Source organism: Micromonospora sp. CPCC 205561 (assembly GCF_036906775.1).
Taxonomy (GTDB): domain Bacteria; phylum Actinomycetota; class Actinomycetes; order Mycobacteriales; family Micromonosporaceae; genus Micromonospora.
Genome location: NZ_JBAKHV010000003.1, coordinates 207899 through 225638, shown reverse-complemented (window position 1 = coordinate 225638; position 17740 = coordinate 207899). Strand labels below are relative to the sequence as shown.

At 70.4% G+C, this 17740-nt stretch carries 5 protein-coding genes and 1 tRNA gene; 3 read left to right on the top strand and 3 right to left on the bottom strand.

All coding sequences use genetic code 11. From position 1 onward, the window contains the following. Positions 1-137 precede the first annotated feature (137 nt). The 3 genes from cmk to V6V16_RS04345 all read left to right on the top strand — a co-directional run bounded on the left by cmk (position 138) and on the right by V6V16_RS04345 (position 2490). Positions 138-818, top strand: coding sequence for a (d)CMP kinase (cmk, locus tag V6V16_RS04355; protein ID WP_334559632.1), 681 nt, complete (start codon positions 138-140; stop codon positions 816-818). After that, on the top strand, positions 815-2218 hold the full coding sequence (gene der, locus V6V16_RS04350) for a ribosome biogenesis GTPase Der (RefSeq protein ID WP_334559630.1): 1404 nt from the start codon (positions 815-817) through the stop codon (positions 2216-2218). Before cmk ends, der begins: the two co-directional genes overlap by 4 nt. A gap of 198 nt (positions 2219-2416) precedes the next feature. Continuing rightward, positions 2417-2490: transfer RNA gene (locus tag V6V16_RS04345), tRNA-Pro, on the top strand. Positions 2491-2867: 377 nt separating this feature from the next. Here V6V16_RS04345 and V6V16_RS04340 read toward each other — a convergent pair. From V6V16_RS04340 to V6V16_RS04330, 3 genes are read right to left on the bottom strand one after another with little or no spacing between them, the layout of a single operon-like run. Then, positions 2868-8927, bottom strand: a complete 6060-nt coding sequence (locus V6V16_RS04340) for a hypothetical protein (RefSeq protein WP_334559629.1) — start codon at positions 8925-8927, stop codon at positions 2868-2870. A gap of 56 nt (positions 8928-8983) precedes the next feature. Then, positions 8984-11371, bottom strand: a complete 2388-nt coding sequence (locus tag V6V16_RS04335; protein ID WP_334559627.1) for a hypothetical protein — start codon at positions 11369-11371, stop codon at positions 8984-8986. After that, positions 11368-17370: a DEAD/DEAH box helicase gene (locus tag V6V16_RS04330; RefSeq protein ID WP_334559625.1), complete on the bottom strand. Its 6003-nt coding sequence runs from the start codon at positions 17368-17370 to the stop codon at positions 11368-11370. The genes V6V16_RS04335 and V6V16_RS04330 overlap by 4 nt, the downstream gene beginning before the upstream one ends. Positions 17371-17740: the final 370 nt, after the last annotated feature.

Here is a 17740-nt window from a genome sequence, read left to right as displayed (position 1 = left end):
AGGCTCCGTGGCGGCCCGGCGGGCGACGTGCCGCCGGCGGCGCCACGGGCGCGGCGCCGGGCATCATGGAGAGAGTGTGACAACCGCTCGCGGGACGCGTTGGACGTTCCGTGGGATACGGGCTGAGGAGGACAACGGTGGAGGAAAACGTACGGGCCGGGCGCTGTGTGGTCGCTGTGGACGGGCCGTCCGGTTCGGGCAAGTCCACCGTCTCCCGACGGCTCGCCGTCGGCCTCGGTGCCCGCTATCTCGACACCGGCGCGATGTACCGGGCCATCACCTGGGTGGTGCTGCGCTCGGGGGTCGACCTGACCGACGCCGAGTCGGTGGCCAAGGTCGCCGGCGAGGTGGACCTGCGCGTCGGCACCGACCCCGAGGGGTACGGCGTGACGGCCGACGGCGTGAACGTCGACGCCGAGATCCGCGGCCCGGAGGTGACCGGGGCGGTCTCCGCCGTGGCGGCCGTGCCGGCGGTGCGCGCGCTGCTGGTGACCCGGCAGCGCGAGATGATCGCCAGCGCCGGCCGGATCGTGGTCGAGGGGCGCGACATCGGTTCCGTGGTGGCACCGGACGCCGACCTGAAGGTCTACCTGACGGCCTCCGAGGCGGCCCGGGCCGCCCGGCGTAGCGCCGAGGACGCCACCGACGTGACGGCCACGGCAGCCGACCTGGCCCGGCGGGACCGGCTCGACTCGACCCGCAAGACGGACCCGCTGACCCAGGCCCCCGACGCCGTGGTTCTCGACACCACCGAGCTGGGCATCGACGAGGTCGTCGCTCGGCTGCGCGACCTGCTGACCGGGCGGGGAGTGGCATGAGCGACGCCGACGGTTGGGTGGAACTGCGGGAGCCGGACGTCGAGACCGAGGAGCCGACCGGCCCGCAGCCGGTCGTGGCCGTGGTCGGGCGCCCGAACGTGGGCAAGTCGACGCTGGTCAACCGGATCATCGGCCGCCGCCAGGCGGTCGTCGAGGACGTCCCGGGGGTGACCCGCGACCGGGTCCCGTACGACGCGCAGTGGGCGGGCCGGCAGTTCACCGTGGTGGACACCGGCGGCTGGGAGCCCGACGCCAAGGACCGGGCGGCCGCGATCGCGGCGCAGGCCGAGACGGCGGTCGCCACCGCCGACGTGGTGCTGTTCGTGGTCGACGCGATGGTCGGCTCGACCGACGTGGACGAGGCGGCGGTACGGATGCTGCGCCGCAGCGCCAAGCCGGTGCTCCTGGTCGCGAACAAGGCCGACAACACCTCCATCGAGATGGAGGCCACCTCGCTGTGGTCGCTGGGCCTCGGTGAGCCGTACCCGGTGTCGGCGCTGCACGGCCGGGGCTCCGGCGACCTGCTCGACGCCATCATGGACGCGCTGCCGGAGGCCCCGAAGATCGTCGAGAACCGCCCGCGGGGCCCGCGCCGGGTGGCCCTCGTCGGCCGGCCGAACGTCGGCAAGTCCAGCCTGCTCAACCGCTTCTCGGGGGAGGAGCGGGCCGTGGTCGACGCGGTCGCCGGCACCACCGTGGACCCGGTCGACAGCCTGGTGGAGATCGGCGGGGAGACCTGGCAGCTGGTCGACACCGCGGGTCTGCGCAAGCGGGTCGGCAAGGCCAGCGGCACCGAGTACTTCGCCAGCCTGCGGACGGCCTCGGCGATCGAGGCGGCGGAGGTCGCCGTGGTGCTGCTCGACTCCAGCGAGCCGATCAGCGAGCAGGACCAGCGGATCCTGTCCATGGTCACCGAGACCGGCCGGGCGCTGGTGATCGCCTTCAACAAGTGGGACCTGGTCGACGCCGACCGCCGGTACTACCTCGACAAGGAGATCGACCGCGAGCTGCGCCGGATCCCCTGGGCGATCCGGCTCAACCTGTCGGCGCAGACCGGCCGCGCGGTCGACAAGCTCGCGCCAGCGCTGCGCAAGGCCCTGGCCAGCTGGGAGACCCGGGTGCCGACCGCGCAGCTCAACTCGTGGTTGACCGCGCTGGTGCAGGCCACCCCGCACCCGGTACGCGGCGGCCGGGCACCGAAGATCCTCTTCGCCACCCAGGCGGGCGTGGCCCCGCCGCGCTTCGTGCTCTTCACCACCGCTCCGCTCGACGCGGGTTACCAGCGCTTCGTCGAGCGCAAGCTGCGCGAGGAGTTCGGCTTCGAGGGCAGCCCGATCGAGATCTCCGTACGCCCCCGCAAGAAGCTCGGACCGGGCGGCCGGGGCAAGGCCCACGGCTGATCCGCTCGACCTGAAAGCCGGGTGGGAGCCTCGCTCCCACCCGGCTTTTCCGCCCCACCAACTCCCCTATCCTCCTAGGACGCTTTAGGGGTGGTGGGGCGGAGGACGCGTGCGGGGCGCGGAGGGGGCAGTGCGGACGACCGGAAGATCCTGCGCTAAGCTGTACCGGCTGTCGCGGGGAGATCCGCGCGGGAGCATCGGGACGTGGCGCAGCTTGGTAGCGCACTTGACTGGGGGTCAAGGGGTCGTCGGTTCGAATCCGGCCGTCCCGACCGGTTGACCTGGGGAGATGAAGATCTTCTCCGGTAACGGCGGTAACATCCGGTAACGGATGATCTTTGTTGGCGGTAACGGCACGGACCGTCGGCCGCCGGGCTCCTGGCTGTGGAACGCTCTGACCTGCCGCTTCATCCGCATCCCGGATGAAGCGGCATTGTGTTCTCTTGATTCCGCGTCAAGCGCTGTAGATGCTGCGTCGCTACGTCGAGCGGTTCGACGGGCCCGCGGGTGGGGACAAGCGAGGTTCCCCGGTCTCTCAAACACCCCGGGTCGGTTCAGATCGACTCGAGGGCCTGTTGGACAAGCCGCGATGGGTGGCCGGGATGTGCAATCCACGGCCACCCGAGGTGCGTCCCTGACGGCAGGGTGGCTACGCGAGCGCGTGTAGGTGTCGCCAGCTTCGGGCCACCACCGGTTCTGGCGTCCACCGCCCATCGACGTCGCTCTGATCGATCACGTCGAGGAGCTGCAGGATCCGGGCGGTGCGTTCCGGGTCGGATCCCGTCACCGCGGACAGTTCGACCAGTTCCTCGGACGTGACGGGGCCGGCATAGTCGATCAGGCCCTGGAACGCATCGCCCGCGTCGGAGTCGGTTCGCAGTCCCGTCGCTTCGACGAAATCGGCGGCCCCTTCGACAGTTGACAGGTATGCGGTGACCTGGGCGCACACCTTGCGGGTGCTGGTGTGCTCACGGGCTTTGTCGGCGGCCAGGTCCAGCAGCAACGGCCAGCCGCCGGTTGCGGCCATGAGTTCAGCCTGGCTGGTCGCGTCGGTGAACGCCTTCATGAGTTCGTTGTCCGACAGCCACCCTCGCAGGCCGATGTCGGTGGCCCTGCGTAGGGTGATCATGTCGTCGTTGCTTACGGCGAAGCTGGGGCCGGTCAACACGTCGAGGACACCGGGGGCGTTGACGTCGACGAGAACTGCCACTGTGCGGGTCGCGCCAGCGGTGGGCTGGATCTGCATCGCTTTGACGACGGTGTCGACGAGGGTGTCGGATTTCGCGGTGAGCAGTTGACTCAGGACGACGTGGTGCCGGCCTCCGGCCTCACCGCTGCGCAGCGCCTTCCCGTACGTCTGAGGGCTGGTCGTCACCGACAGGTCGAACCGCGCACCGAATCCTCTCCGGGAGTGCTCCAGCAGGTCACGCACCCGGTTGACACCGGTGGCGTGGGTGCCGGCGATCACCCGTACGGCGCTGCCGGAGGTCCGGCTGACGATTCGAGACAGCTGCTGCTCGGTGCACGGGGAGATGAGCCCGTCATCCAGGTGACCGCGTGCCTCTTCGGTGGACAGCTTCGTTACCGTGGTCCGCCACTGCGAGCTGCAGAGCTCTTCCCAGATCTCGTTGGTCGAGCCGAGCAGCCGCAGCACGTTCGTTGAACGCAGCCGCCACCGGGTGCCGGCGGTGACGGCCAGGACGCCGAGGTCGCGCATCTCGTCCAGCAGGGACCGGAACTCGCCGGGACCCTGTCCGGCGAACCCGGCCGGCCACCAGCCCTGGCACTCCTCACGCAGCTGCGAGGTCGTCATGGTGTAGTCGGCGCCGTGCTCGAGCGCGGCGTACGCGACGACCAAGGCGATGAGTTTGTACCGCGAGTCCAGATCGAGGGTGAGGCGGACGGTCTGCCGGACCCGCTGCTGCAGGGACTCGGAGCCGAGGACGTGGTCGAGCAACTGCTCGTCAAGGGAGTAGTAGGGGCCGGTGCGGCGGCGTGCCAGCGCTGACGAGACGAGGGCCTTGCCGACCAGTTGCAGCAGCTTCGGTTGGTAGTTGCAGTAGGCGAGGATCCGGTGGATCAGCTCGTCGGACTCGAACCGGATCCCGAGGGCTTCCATGGGAGTGAACAGCAGCTGGTACGCCGGTTCCGGGCTGAGCGGGCCGATCGCGATCTGCTCGCCGAGGTGGGCGCCGGCCAGCGGCTGGTTCGGCAGGTGAGCGAACCGCTGCACCTGGTGGAGGCCGGCGAACACCGGCTTGCACCGGCGGCCGGTCTCGTCGCGCAGGTTACGCAGGTGCGTGACGTGCTCGAAACCGAGTTCGGCGTCAGCGTCGAAGAATCCGTCGCATTCGTCGATGAGCAGCAGCATCCGCCGGGTCGGGTTCTCACCCAGCCAGGCGGCGATCGCGGTGGTGACGTTCTTGATCGGGTCGCGAGTTTTACGCGGCGGGACGATCTTGAGTTCGGTCAGCTTCTCGGACAGTTTGTCCCACAGCGTCAGCGGGTTGACCTTGGTGCCGATGACGTTGTGCAGAGTCACGTAGATCGGCTGGTGCTCCGGAACTCGGGCGAACGCGCGAGCGGCGTCCTGCAACAGCGCCGTCTTGCCGAGCTGCCGGCCGCCGTAGAGCAGGTTCGCGCCGTTCGGGTCGATGATGTCGCTGCGTTCGGAACGGCGGCCGAAGAACATCTCCGACGGCAGTGCCGCCAGCCCGTCCGGGGCGTACGGGTTGGTCGCCGCGAACGGCAGCAGGGTCCGTGCGGTGGCCATGAACTGGCCGCTGCCGTGCAACGCCAGGTGCAGCATGGCGATGTCGTCGATGACGATGACCGGCTTTTCTCCCCGCTGCGCGCACATCAGTGCCAACTCGGTGCGCTGGTCGGCGGTCATCGCGGCGAATAGCAGCACGATGACCGGGTGGTCGGTGCCGGGGTCCTGGGTGATCCAGCCGAACATGGCTCGCACGTCTGGCTCTCCCCAGCAGAGCATGATGCGCTGACGTTCCCCGGCGGACGGGCTGAACTGCGGCACGCCGGGTGTCTCTCCGATGCGGCGTACCCCGGTCAGGTCCCACCAGGCGCGGCGGGAGCTGGCCGTCAGTTCTCGCAGCGGCTGCATGCTGGCGAACTCGATACCGGCCAGCCGTAGTGCTGCCATCAGGGTGCTCTTTTGCACGTTGTTGTGCCGGATGTCGCGCATGTCCAGCCACATCTGCAGCGTGTCGGCGGTGGCGCGCTGCGCGGCGGACAGGCTGTTCACCCCCAGGGACGGGTGCGGTTTGCCGTGGCGGACCGCGAGGACCATGCTGGCGGTGATACCGCTGGCCGCCTGGGTGGTGAGTTGCAGGAACCGGTGCAGGTCGTTGGACGGCTCGGCTGTCGGCGGTGCCTCCCCGTGAACTGCGGCGAGCAGGTACTCCTCGGCGGTGGCCAGGTCGCCGGCGTCGATGCGGGCGTAGATCGAGGTAAGCCGGCTCTGCCGGTCGGGGCTGGCCGGGACTTCGTTGTCGGCTCGTTTCCGCAGGGCCTCCTGTGCCTCGTGCAGGTGTTGCGGTAGTCGTGATTGGACGTCGAGCAGCCGGCTGCGGAATTCGCTGAGGTTGTGGTTCTGCGGCGGGCCGCTGATTCGGCTGAGGTTGGCGGCGGCCAGGACGCTGTTGATGGCGGTGCTCGCGTTCTCGTCGAGCTGGCCGAGTCGGCTGGCGCGGGCCACGTCGCTGGACACGTCGCGGTGCAGGGTCGTCAGTTCGTCGAAGGTCTGCGTGGCCGCAGTCGCGAGGCGATCATGCATGTCCCGGGTCTGGGCCGGGTCGGTGACCGCGTCGATGATTAGAGCGGCCGTGACGTAGTCCTCACCGGCCAGCCGCTGCGTGAATCCGTTCTCCCAGCTCGTGCCGAGCGCGGTGTGGATGTCGTCGATGGTGACCGTGCGGGCGGGCACGCCGTCGGCGGTGAACGGCAGTGCCGCGCAGCGCAGCAGGTCCTGGTGAAGGACCAGGTCAGGGTCCCGGTCGGGACCGGTCGGCTTGTGACCGTCGAGCATTCCGACGCTGCTTCGCATGCTCGTCAGGCACGCCTGTGCGGCCTCGGCCTGTAGCATCCACGGCGTTTCTGCGGCTGCCGCAATCAGGTTCTGCAGTTCGTGTTCGGCTGCTGGCCATTGTGCCAGGACGTCGAGGCGCAGCTTGGCCAGGTCGGCGGGCACGGGACCGTGAGCGGCGGCCTGGTTCGCGCGGACCGCATCGACCCAGGCGCGGACGACCGTCACCGAACGGTCTGCCATCTCCTTGAGCTTGCGCCGCTGCTGGCCCTGCAGTGGGCGGCTGCTACCGGAGCGCAGCTGGGCGTCTTCTCGGTTGAGCAGGTCGTCGAGGTACTGCCGCTTGGCGAACAGGCGCAGCTGCTCGGCGACCGTCTCGATCTCTGAACGGTGGTCGGCGGCGGCAATCGCGAGGATCCGCCCGATGACGCCGTTCGGCGCCCACCACATGTCGACGATCTGGCTGGCCCGGACGAAGTCCAGGCTGCGGGGCCGGTTGATGTCGGAATGGGCGGCCTCGACGGTCATGGCGATGTCGTTGTCGGCGCCGGCGATAGGTGCGAGAGCGGCGAGCACGTCAGGGCTGTACAGGCGGCGTTTCGCCGTCGCGGTCCCGATCGTGTCGGTGATCGCGGCCAGGGCCGGAAGCTGGCGCAGGGACTCGGCGATCGTCTGGGCGCTTCGACCGGCTCCGGCGTCGGCGGTGACCAGGCAGGCGCGGACGGTCCCGGCCAGCAGCAGGATCTGTACGGCGGTGTCGGCGGACGCCGGGCTGCCCTGTTCGGCTTCCAGTGCGGTGCGCAGTGCGCCGGCGGTCGGGGAGGTTTCGCTGCGGACGGCGTCGGCGAGGGCCAGGATGCGCAGCGCGTCGGCGCGTCGGCGGTCGCCGCAGGCTGCGGCGGCGTGGTACGCCAAGCTCAGCCGGCCGGCGCCGAGCAGCTGCCGGACGAGGTCGCGTCCTGCAGCATTGTCGGCGGACGTGTCCTGCTCGGCAGGTTCGTCCTCGACGGAGGATGTGCCCGCCGCGGCGGGCTTGTACCCGATGACGGGTGTGCCCTCGGTGGTGGGGATGTCAGTGGTGGACGGCATTGGTGTGGCCGCGGCGGCCGGCAGCGTCGGCTGCTGCGGCGTGTCGGGGATGGCCACCGGAGCCGGCGCGGCGGTGGTGGCCGGTTCCTGTACGGGCGCGGGGTCTTCGGTAGCCGCTGTCGGTTTGGAGGTGCGCTCGTCCTTGGCTGCGGGGTCCGCGGCAGAGGCGGTGCTGTCAGTTATCTGCAGCTGGCCGCCGACAGCAGGCAGCCGGAGGGAGGCGATGTTGTCCGGCAGGTGCTGCTCGATGCTGGCGAGGGCGGCGGGCAGCGCCTGCATATCCTTGGCGGCGGCCGCGCCGATCAGGTCCAGCAGGGCCAGCAATCCGGTGGCGTGATCATGCTGCTGCGGCCCCCATACCGGCGTCTGCTGCAGTTCGGAGGCCAGCGTGACGGCCGAGGCGATCCGGTCACGTTCGCTGTCCGGGCCGGTAAGCCGGGCGATGCTGGCGATTCTTGCCCGCTGATCGTGGAGTTCGCCGATGGCTGACAGTGCAGTGAGCAGGTACTCGACGGTCGCCTCAGTGGGTATGGCCTGGTCCGGTCCGCCGAGCAGGTCACGCAGATGGTCGGCGGCGTCGATGAACGCGGCAACCGGGTCCAGGTACCGCCGGTGCGGGATCCCGCCGCGGTGAAGGACTTCCGTGAGTGCCGTCGCGGCCTGTTGGGCCTGCGCCTGAAGGTTCAGCAAATCCGCTGCTGCGGCGGCCGGGTCGTGTCCGTTGCCGACTGTGCCGGTGCCGGGTACGCAGACGGGGTTGCCGGTTTCACTGGACACGGTGGCGGGCCCTTCGGTGGTCGGTTCCCTGTCCGGCAGGGGCGGCGCTGTTACGCCGGGTTCGGCGTCACCGTCGCTTTGGTCGTCGACGGCGTCTTCACCGGTTTTCTCGTCATCGTGCAGCTCTTCGACGTCGTGTGGCTCGTCGTCGGTGGCCGGCTGGGCGTGAGCGGCAGCGACCTGCGCCCACACGTTCTCCAGACGGCGGCACGCCGCGGCGATGTTGTCCACGGCCGGCCGCGGCCAGTCCGGGTGGCCTACTGCGGAATCCAAGCCGATCCGCAGCGCAGCCGTCATGCCCCAGGACGTCGGGCCGTGGCAGATCAGAGCCAGCCGCAGGGAGTTGATCTGGCTAGGGTCGCCGGTCAGAGTGTCCCGCAGCGCGTTCTCGCGCTGCTGCTCGTCTCCGCCGGCCTTGTGCCACTCGGCGTCGAGACGGTCGGCGACGCGGTGGGTGAGGAAGCGGGCTGCCTTGTCGCGCTTGAGTTTCGGCCATTGCCGAAGCTTGCCCAGTCCCATGCGGGCCGCTGTGGCGGTGGGCCGCCGCGCGGGCGGAACTCCCAGGTCGGTCAGGAAATCGGTCCGGCCGGGTGGAGGCACTTGCCAGACCAGGCTGGCGAACTGCTCGCCGCTGAGGCATTCGAGCGCGGCCCCGATCGGGTCGCCGAGCTCGTCGAGCTCGCCGATTAGTGCTGCGATCGCTTCATCGCGGGCCCCAGCCAGTTCCGGGCTGACGTGGGTGCAATGGTGGGCACAGGTACGCGGGTGCCGGCGCCGGCGGCGTCGTGACGGTGAAGCCATCGCGGAGAGTCTCACTTTCCATGGTTCTTTGCTCGGGTGAGCGGTGGTGCAAGGGGTCAGGCAGGGTGGTGATGCGGGTTTGCCGCGAGGTGTAGCAGACCGGCGGACTCGCCGGAGCCGCGGAGCTGGCCGCGGACGAACGTGTAACCGGCCGGCAGGGTGGTGTCAGCGTCCGGGCCGTAGACCTTCAGGACCCACTCGGTGTAGGCGTTGCGGGCGGCGTCGCTGGCCTGGTGACCCGTCGGCAACAGCCGCAGGAACGGGGGCACCCAGTGCTCGCGGATCCGGCCGGCGAGGACGTCGGCTCGGGCGGTGTGCTGGTGAGCGCCGCGCCGGGCGTTGTCGTCGGGCCACCATACGAACACGTCGGGTCCGCCGCTTGCGGGCTGGTCAGGGCTGCCGGTGCCGGGTTCCTTGGTCAGCTTGCCGGCGTCGACGAGCCGGTCGCAGGTGTAGATGACCTCCCACATCAGCGGCGGAGCGACCAGGTCGGGCCCGAATAGCGCGGCGAGCAGCTGCGGCCCGGTGAGCCGGCGGGCCCCGAACGCGCCGAGCGTGCCGTGGCGCCGCAGCGCGGCGATGATCAGCCCTCGCAGCTGGGGAACCCCGCGGTACCGTTCCGGCGTTCCGGCCGGGAGCGGCGTCTGGTGCTCCGGCGGGGCGGCCGGTTCGGCTGGTGGCTGCTCGGCACCGATCGCGGCGGCGAGTATGGCGGCGTTGGCGTCCCACCGGTATTGGTCGCCGTACGGCAGGGGATGGTCGAGCAGGGTGGTGGTGGCGCTGATCCGGGTGGCGTTACGGGCGATCGCCACGGTGACCTTGATGCCGGGGTAGAAACTCCACGGCCAGCTGATACCGGTCAGGACGGTGCCGTCACGGCTGATCTGCTGGATCTGTTCGGTGTCTTGGAGGGGTTCACCGTCGTGGTGCAGTTGCATGATCAGTGGCCCGTCGGCGAGGACGTCCGCCCCCTGCCCAGTTAGAGGCAGTTCGCCTGCGTCCCAGTGACTCTCGCGTAGCGCAATGGTGTACACCACCAGGCTGTCGCGGACGACGACGAGACCGGACAGGTCCTCGCCCTGCTCCTCGGCCGAGGCGTCCGCCTCACCCGGCGTGTCTCGCTCGGCAGCGACGTCCTCCTCGCCGGCGGGAACACCGTGTGCGGCCGGCGGGTCCGACGGTGCGGGCTGTCGACCGCCGGAGGAGGGCCCAGATCCGGGCTGGGCCGGTTCGGGACCGTCCGGGACACCGGGCTGATGGCCGAGGCCGAGCGGGGTACGCGGATCGGTGGCCAGCACCGCCGACGGCACCGGTTCCCGTGCCGAGCGCCACAGGCCACCGGCCTGCCAGACATCGTCGACGCGCAGGTGCACACCGCCGGGCAGGAGACCGTCGGTTGCCGCCGCAGCCAGGTCCGCCGCGACCAGGTTCGTGTGCACGACCACGTCGGCGGCGCCAGCGAGCTCGAGCGGGTCTGCATCGGCGCTGTCGACATTGGTGCGGGAAGCCAGCAGCGGCCACACGCCGGTGTAGCGCGGCTGCGGGCCAGCGCGGCGAAGGGTCGCGATGACGTCGTCGACGACTGCGGCGCCCAAGCCCGGCCAGCCATCACGGCGGCGCCGTTCGAACCGGTCCTGGTTGATGGTGTACCCGTGCCAGCGGCGCAGCGCACCGGCAGCGTCGAGCAGACGGTCGATGGTGTCGAGCGCCTGGTGTACGGCGGCGGTGAGGACCTGCTCATCGCCAGGGTCGGTGAGCAGACCTCCGAGCGGTCCGCCGAGCAGCAACGGCCGACCTGGGCCGAGCAGGTGGGCGGCGTACAGGGCCACGTCGTCGCGGCCGCCGGTCCCGGCCGGATAGTGCACCGGTCCGGTCAGGTGGCCGCGGGCGTCGAGCACCGATCCGCGGCGGCGCAGCCGGTCCAGTTCGATGTACTCGGCGGTGGTGAGTGGGGCCCCGAACGCCTCGACGTCCAGGATGATCCGTTCGACGCCCGTACGGGCGCCGCCGGGTTCTTCCTGCCCAGGTGGGCCACCGGACAGCGACGCGGGTGCCCATCCGTCGTCGTCGACGGCGGGGTCAGCGCCGTAGCGGGCGACGACCTCGGCCAGCAGCGACCGGCGTCCCCCGCGGTCGATGTGAAGGAACGTGCCGACTGGCAGCACGGGCCGCTGCTGCTGTTCCGCGCAGACTTGGACAAACAAGTCCGGGGCGAGGACCTCGGCGCGGTAGCCGTGGGTGTCGAGATCGAAGCCGAAATGCAGTGCGTTGAACGCGGTGCAGGTGTGCAGCGGCGCCCGCCGGACCTCGGCGACCCGGGTGAGGAAGCCGATGATCTGGTCCCATAGCCGGCCCGGGACGGCGCCGGGACCATGCAGCAGTTCTGGCACGAACAGCGGCTCGTCATGGAACGGGCGCCACACTGTGGTGCCGACCGTGGTCATCGGGCCCCCCTCCCGGCCGCCTGGGCGCGGGCGGCGTCACGTTCGGTGTACCGGCGCAGCCGCCACACCCGGCCGTCACCGGCGATCTCGCCGCAGCCGACCAGGTCGGTGACGGCTTCCTGCACGTGGCTGGCCTGTATCCCGGGGTCGACGCCACGCAGCCGGTGGTACAGCAGCCGCGGCCACAGCGGCCGGCGCCGACCATCGGCGGCGAGATACGTCTCGTCGCCGTGGAGAACTCGGTGGATCATGCCGACGGTCAAGCCGCGGTAGTTGTCCCACAGCAGCGACCGCACGTACCGCTGGACCGCTTCCCGGTACGGTGCCGCGTCCCGGCGCGCGGCAGGCCGCGGCCGGGGCGTGTTCAACGCGTCGAGCAATGCCGGTATCGGCGCCGGATCGTCGCTGGTCGACCAGCAGGTGGAGCAGCGGCAGGCCGCGGTGGAGCAGACACCATCGGGGAGCACCACCGCACCGGTCAGGGAGAAGTAGCCAGCGAATCCCGTGTTGGCGCACACACCGGCGTCGTACCAGGCCCGCAGCTCCCGCAGGTCGTCGGTGAGGCGGGCACGGTGACCGGTCATCCGGTGCAGGTAGTCGGCCGGCAGCGTGCCGCTGCCCCGCGCCCCGACCGCGATCAGGGTCCGGTTGTTCCCGGCCTGGGACACGTCGACGACGCCGAGGTCGTGCAGCGTAGCCAGGACGGCCCATGTCTGGGCCGGGTCGTCGGCGACGAGCCGGTACCCCCGAACCTGCTCGGTCAGGGCAGCGTGGACGTCGGACATCCGGTGCCGGCCCGGCGCCGCGCCCGCTAGTGCAGCCACTGCGACGGCAGCGGCGGTGAGGGTGTGGTCGTCGCAGCGGGCCGGATCGTCGAGCGGGGTGATCGTCACCGTCGCGGGAAAGTCCCCGTTGTCGTCGACTGCCCCGGTTTCGGCGAGGACCGCGAGGGCTCGCACGACCGCTGCCCGGTACTGCGACACCGTACCCGGCCGGCGGGCGTCGTCACGGGTCAGCCTGCTGGCGGCCAGGTCGGAGGCTATGCAGCCGTCGGCGACCCGGTCGGGGTCCAGGACGCCGCCGGTACGGGCCGCGGTCAGCACCGCCTGCCCGACGGTGCGCAAGGTTGCCGCCGGCAGCCCTTGCGCGGCCATCCACGCGACGGTCCGGAACCCGCGGCTGGAGCCCAGCGCCAGCCCGGCCGAGGGTGTGGTCACCTCGCCCGGCGGCCGGCCAGCCTGGTCCCGGCCGGCCCGACCGAGCTGTTGGTACAACGCTGCCAGGTCGGTCGGCGGGGACACCACGAACACGCAGCGGATGTCGCCGCGGTTGACGCCCAGCCCGAATGCACTGGTCGCCACGATCAGCAGCGGGGCGTATCCGTCCTCATGCTTGGTCGGGGCGTCGCGGAACTCGGTGAGCACCGCCGCCTTCTCCGCCTCGGACAACCGGCCGTGGAAGCGGCGGACCCGCTGCGCGCCGTCACCGACGAACTCGCGCAGGTGTGCGTAAACCGCGTCGACCTCCTTGACCGTCAGGCAGTAGAAGATGGCGTGCTCGTTACACGCTGCGGCGATCGCCTCGGTTAGCCCGGCTACCGCGTTCGGGCCAGCCGTTTTCATCGCCCGCCGGTAGATCGCCAGCTCCGGCCGTAGCGGGTCCGCTGCGACTGTCACCAGCACCTCCCCGGGTGCCGGGGTGGCGGGTAGGCCGAACAGGCCCGTCCGTAGCCCTTCCCGGACCGCCCGGTTCGCGGTCGCGGTCACCGCGGTGACCCGCACCCCGTGCCGGGACCGCAACTCGGCGAGCAGCCGGGCGGCGCGGCGGAAGCTGGGCCGGAAGTCGTCGCCCCACTGCACGAACGTGTGCGCCTCGTCAACGGCGACCCGCCGCAGAATCCCAGTCGCGGCGGCGGCGCGCAGCAGCTCCTGGAAGCGGCGGTTCCCGAGCCGTTCCGGGGACACGTAGACGAGCTTGATGCCGTGATCGCCGGTGCCGGTGAGCTGTTCGGCGACCTCGGTCTTTCCACGCCGGCTGTTCGACTCGGCCATCGGCCCGACCAGGGCCCGGACCGCCCCACCGATGGTGGCGTTCAGTTCGAGGGCTTGGTCGGCCATCAACGCGATCAGCGGCGACACGACCACGGTGACACCCGGCAACGCCAGCGCCGGCAGCTGGAACGTGTACGACTTACCGAACCCGGTCGGCAGCAGCGCCAGCACATCCTTACCGTCGGCGACCGCCTCGATCACCTGCTCCTGCTGTGGCTTCAATGCCAGCGGCGTTTCGGAGAACCGAAGGTAACCACCGATCGAAGCGCACCGGTCGGCCAACAGCCGTCCCAGCGTGCCATCGGCGCGTGCGACGGCCTCCTGCTCAGGGGTCAGCTGCGCCTGCCGGATCTTGCGGGTAGCCGGCAGCAGCGTGCGCTCCGTGAGCGCGTCCGGCTTGCACAGTTCGTCGACCCGATCGGCGGTGACCAAGCCGTTGTTGCCGAGGAATCGCCAGATCCTGGCCCACCCGTCGGCCATTGTCGTCAGATTGCCGCTCGCAGCTTCGCCTGTGTCCGGGTCAGCGACCAGCAAGCCCGGCTCGAGGGACTCCAGGAACACCCGCCGGTAGGCACGGCGCAGCGCGGTACGCCCGGCGAGTCTCCGGTCACTGATCACGACCACACCGCGGTGCTTACGCGACCGGATCAGCCGGCCCACCGCCTGCCGCAAATCCATCGCCGCCAGCGGCAGGTAGTACAACTCGGTCGCGACCCGGTCCGGGTCCGCAAGGCCGGCCAGCTCGGCTCGGCGGGCGACAGAGGCCCGCCGAGCGGCGATGACCGGGTCGGCGAATGGCGCGAACGGCAGCTTGTTGATCCACACCAGCGACAGCCGGTCGGCCGGGAAGTCGACGCCCTGCCACATGCCGCGGGTCGCGACGCAGAACCCGCCGGTGTCGGTGAACGCCCGCGCGGCCCGCGCGTTGCCCAGCAACGGCGCCGACGTCACCGGCACCCCGACCGCCTGTTCCTCCAGACGCACGGTTATCGCGGCCGCTGCCTTCGTCGCCGTGGTCAGCACCAGCGCACCACCGGTGAAGGCCTGCTGCTGCGCCGCCTGCGGATCGGGACGAATGACCTCGCGCGCGTAGCCGGCCAGCTGATGCGCCACGGTGCGGATCGCACCGTCGGTTTGTTCGGCCCAGCTCGGGAAATCGGTAAAGCAGACCAGCCGGGCCTGCTCGGCCAAATCGAACGGTCCCGGCAACGTGTGCGCGTCAACGGACGGACCGAGACCAAGCCGTTTGCGGATGTAGTCCCAGCGGCCTGCCACCTGCAGCGTCGCCGACACGTAGAAGATCCGGGCGAACCGCTGCCGAACCTCCAGCCACTGCAGGTCACGGGACAGGTCAATCGGAGCGGACGCGAGCGAAAACCCGTACCGGCGCGCGGAGACGCTGACTCCGGCTAGGTCATGCTCAACTGCGTACACCACCCGGTTACCCAGGTCGGGGCCCGGCAGCGGGAACAGCCCGTCACCGCCGAGGTCCTCCTCGCCGGCGCCGAGGTCCTCCTCGTCAGCGCCGACAGCACCGGCGACCTCACCATCGTCGGCGTCACTGTCCAGCCTGACTGCGGCGCCGGGACCACCTTCGGCTCCCAGATCCCGGTCACTATCCGGGTCGAGGATGCTGCGGGCATCGGCCACGATGCGCCCGGCCGCGTCGGTGAGCTGCGCGACCCGGGCGGCTAGCGACCCGGCCCGTTCCTTCTCCCACCACGACACCGACTGCATCTGCGGTGTCTGCAGATGCATGACCACCTGCCGGTGCACCTGTTCCGCGACGAGCGCGATGGTGTTCAGCCGCGACAGCAGCTGCCGGGCCGGCCGGTCACCGCCCAGCCCACCGAACGGGCTGGCCAGCGTTGCGGCACGGCTGCCGGGCTCCCCACCCGCGGCGTCGAACACCGCCTGTCCCGCCCGCGGCAGAATCTCCGTGTCGAGGTGCCCCTCCAGCTCGGCGACCGCCGCGTGCAGCTGCGGCGGCACGTCCGTCTGTTCGTCGGCCCAGCGGCGCAGCTCCGCAACGAGATTTTCCAGAAGCCGGTACTCCACGACCGCGCTGCCAGCGCCGGTAACTGCCTGCTCGAGCGCATGCGCCTCGTCGACGATCAGCAGCGTGCCGTCATCGAACACGTCCGGCCGGCTCATCAGCAGCGCATGGTTCGCAATCACCAGACGATGCCCGGCCAGCGCCTCAGCCACCGAGTCCGTCATCGCCGCCAGCGGCGAACCCGATCCGCGGGCGTAGTCGTCGCCGTCCTGGCTGACACTGCGCAGCCACGACCCGAGCACCGGCCCGTAGGCTGAGCTAAAGTACTCGGCCAGGAACAACGGCGCGTCCACCGGGTCCGCGCTACGCGCCAGCCACCCCTGCGGTGCGGTGGCCGCGGTGATCAGCCGCCGGGTCAGGTAGACCAGCAGCTCACGGAACCCGGTCTCTGCGGCGAACCGGGGTCGCCCGGCCCGGCCCCGGCCCGGCCGGGTCTGCGCAGCGGCGGCAGCGTCGGTGAGCGAAGCGACCAGGGCACGCAACGACAACCGATTCGCGGCACCCTTGACCAGGTCCGCTGCCTGTTCCAAACCGTCGATTACGCCAGCGAGCCGGTCGATGTCGGCACCCAATTGCGTCTGCAACGCCTTGGTGTACGTCGCGATTACAGCGCGGCGCCGTGGGTCGCCGTCCAGCCACTGCAAAGCGACCGCCAGCACCGCGAAGCTTTTTCCGGTGCCGGTCGGTGCTTCACACAACGCATCCCGGCTGGCGCGGATCTGCCCGGTCAGCAACGCCGCCATCTGCTGCTGCGCTGCCCGCCGCTCCACCGTTCCGGTCGTCGCCGCCTGCGCCAGCGCGTGCGGGTCGACGTCCCCGCCTGGCCCGCGGACGGTGTCCGGTAGCCGCAGTACCGGCCGGAGCCGGCCACGCCGCACCGGCTGATATCCCCCCGTCGCATCGAGGTCGGCCAGGGCATCAGCGATGACCTGCGCCACCGTCACGTCATCGACGGACGGGCGCGGTATCGGACCGGGCAGTAGCGACGTGAGCAGCTCCCAGGCCACGCTGCCGGCACCGACCGCGCACAGCAGTTCACGGACGTCGGCGTCCCAGCCCTGCACCGCCACAGCCGCCTGCCGCAGCAGCCGTGCGGTCAGCTCGGCATCGTCGGAAGCGTCATGCCAACTGAGCCCGGACCGGTCGACGCCGACTTCGTCGGCAAGCTCGGCGAGACGATGGGAACCGGCGTGCGGCCAAACCGTGTACGCCAGGTAAAGCGCGTCTACCCGCCGCGGGCCGTGCAACAGCGGCTGCCCAGCCAGGGTCGCCGCTTCGTCCAGCATCGTGAAGTCGGCACAGGCGCCGTTGTAGGCGACCAGGACGTCAGCGTCGTCGATGTACCGGCGCAGCCCATCCAGCGCTTGTTCCGGGTCGACCGCGTTCTGCGCGTATTGCTCACGGACGTGAGCCGACCGTAGCTGCTGCTCCCACTGTGGGTTCGAGAGCCTGACCCAGGAGGCGAACGCCGGTTGGTCAGCGCACCATTTCGGGTCAGCGGATAGGCGTACCGCGCCAATCTGGAAGATCCGGCGGTCACCGTGTGGATGGTCTGCACTGGCCCGGACGACGGCCTCCACGTCAACGATCACGGCGCGTAGCGGACCGGGCCGTCGTCTCGCCGTCGTCGGCTGGTCGGCGGGCGTGGAGTCATTGGCAGCCGAGAGCACACCACCGTGGTCGTGGATCAGACCGGCGGAGATGGCCTTGGACACGACGGTCTGAACGCGGGAAGCCGGCGCGCCGGGCCACCGCTGCTGGGCAGCGGACACCAGGATGCCGCTGTTGCACGGGCCGATCTGCTTCAGTAGCTGCTGAAGCTGCAGCTCGCGCGTACCTGCCTTGCTCGTAAAACCACCCCGTTCAGTCGGTACGGAACCCCAGTTCCTCACCGCCTTTATTGTCGCTCGTGAGGGTGCCGCTACTTGTACCGCCAGGCATCGACAGTTCTTCGTCATGTCGGTTGGAAGCCGCCGCGCTTTAGGCGATTGACATGGGGTGTTCGGTGTGGACCAACATGCCAACTGGGCCCATCAGGGTCCGCGTCGTGCTGGCTTGCATGTGGGACGAGGCGCGTGATCGCCGCAGCCCGCGCTGGCCGCTGCCATGGGGTCACGTCCGCGCTGGTGGTGTAGGAGACGGCCATCGCGGGATCCGGTCTGATGCTATGCGGCGATCGGTGCCGTGTCGGTCTGGTTGGTGTCGTGTTGGCTGGTGTCGATCGTGATGAGGCGGGCTTTGGCGAGTAGTTCTAAGGCGTGT

Coding starts and splice junctions, on each gene's coding strand:
- der (WP_334559630.1), top strand. CDS start 815: ATGAGCGACGCCGACGGTTGGGTGGAACTGCGGGAGCCGGACGTCGAG.
- V6V16_RS04340 (WP_334559629.1), bottom strand. CDS start 8,927: ATGGCTTCACCGTCACGACGCCGCCGGCGCCGGCACCCGCGTACCTGT.
- V6V16_RS04335 (WP_334559627.1), bottom strand. CDS start 11,371: ATGACCACGGTCGGCACCACAGTGTGGCGCCCGTTCCATGACGAGCCG.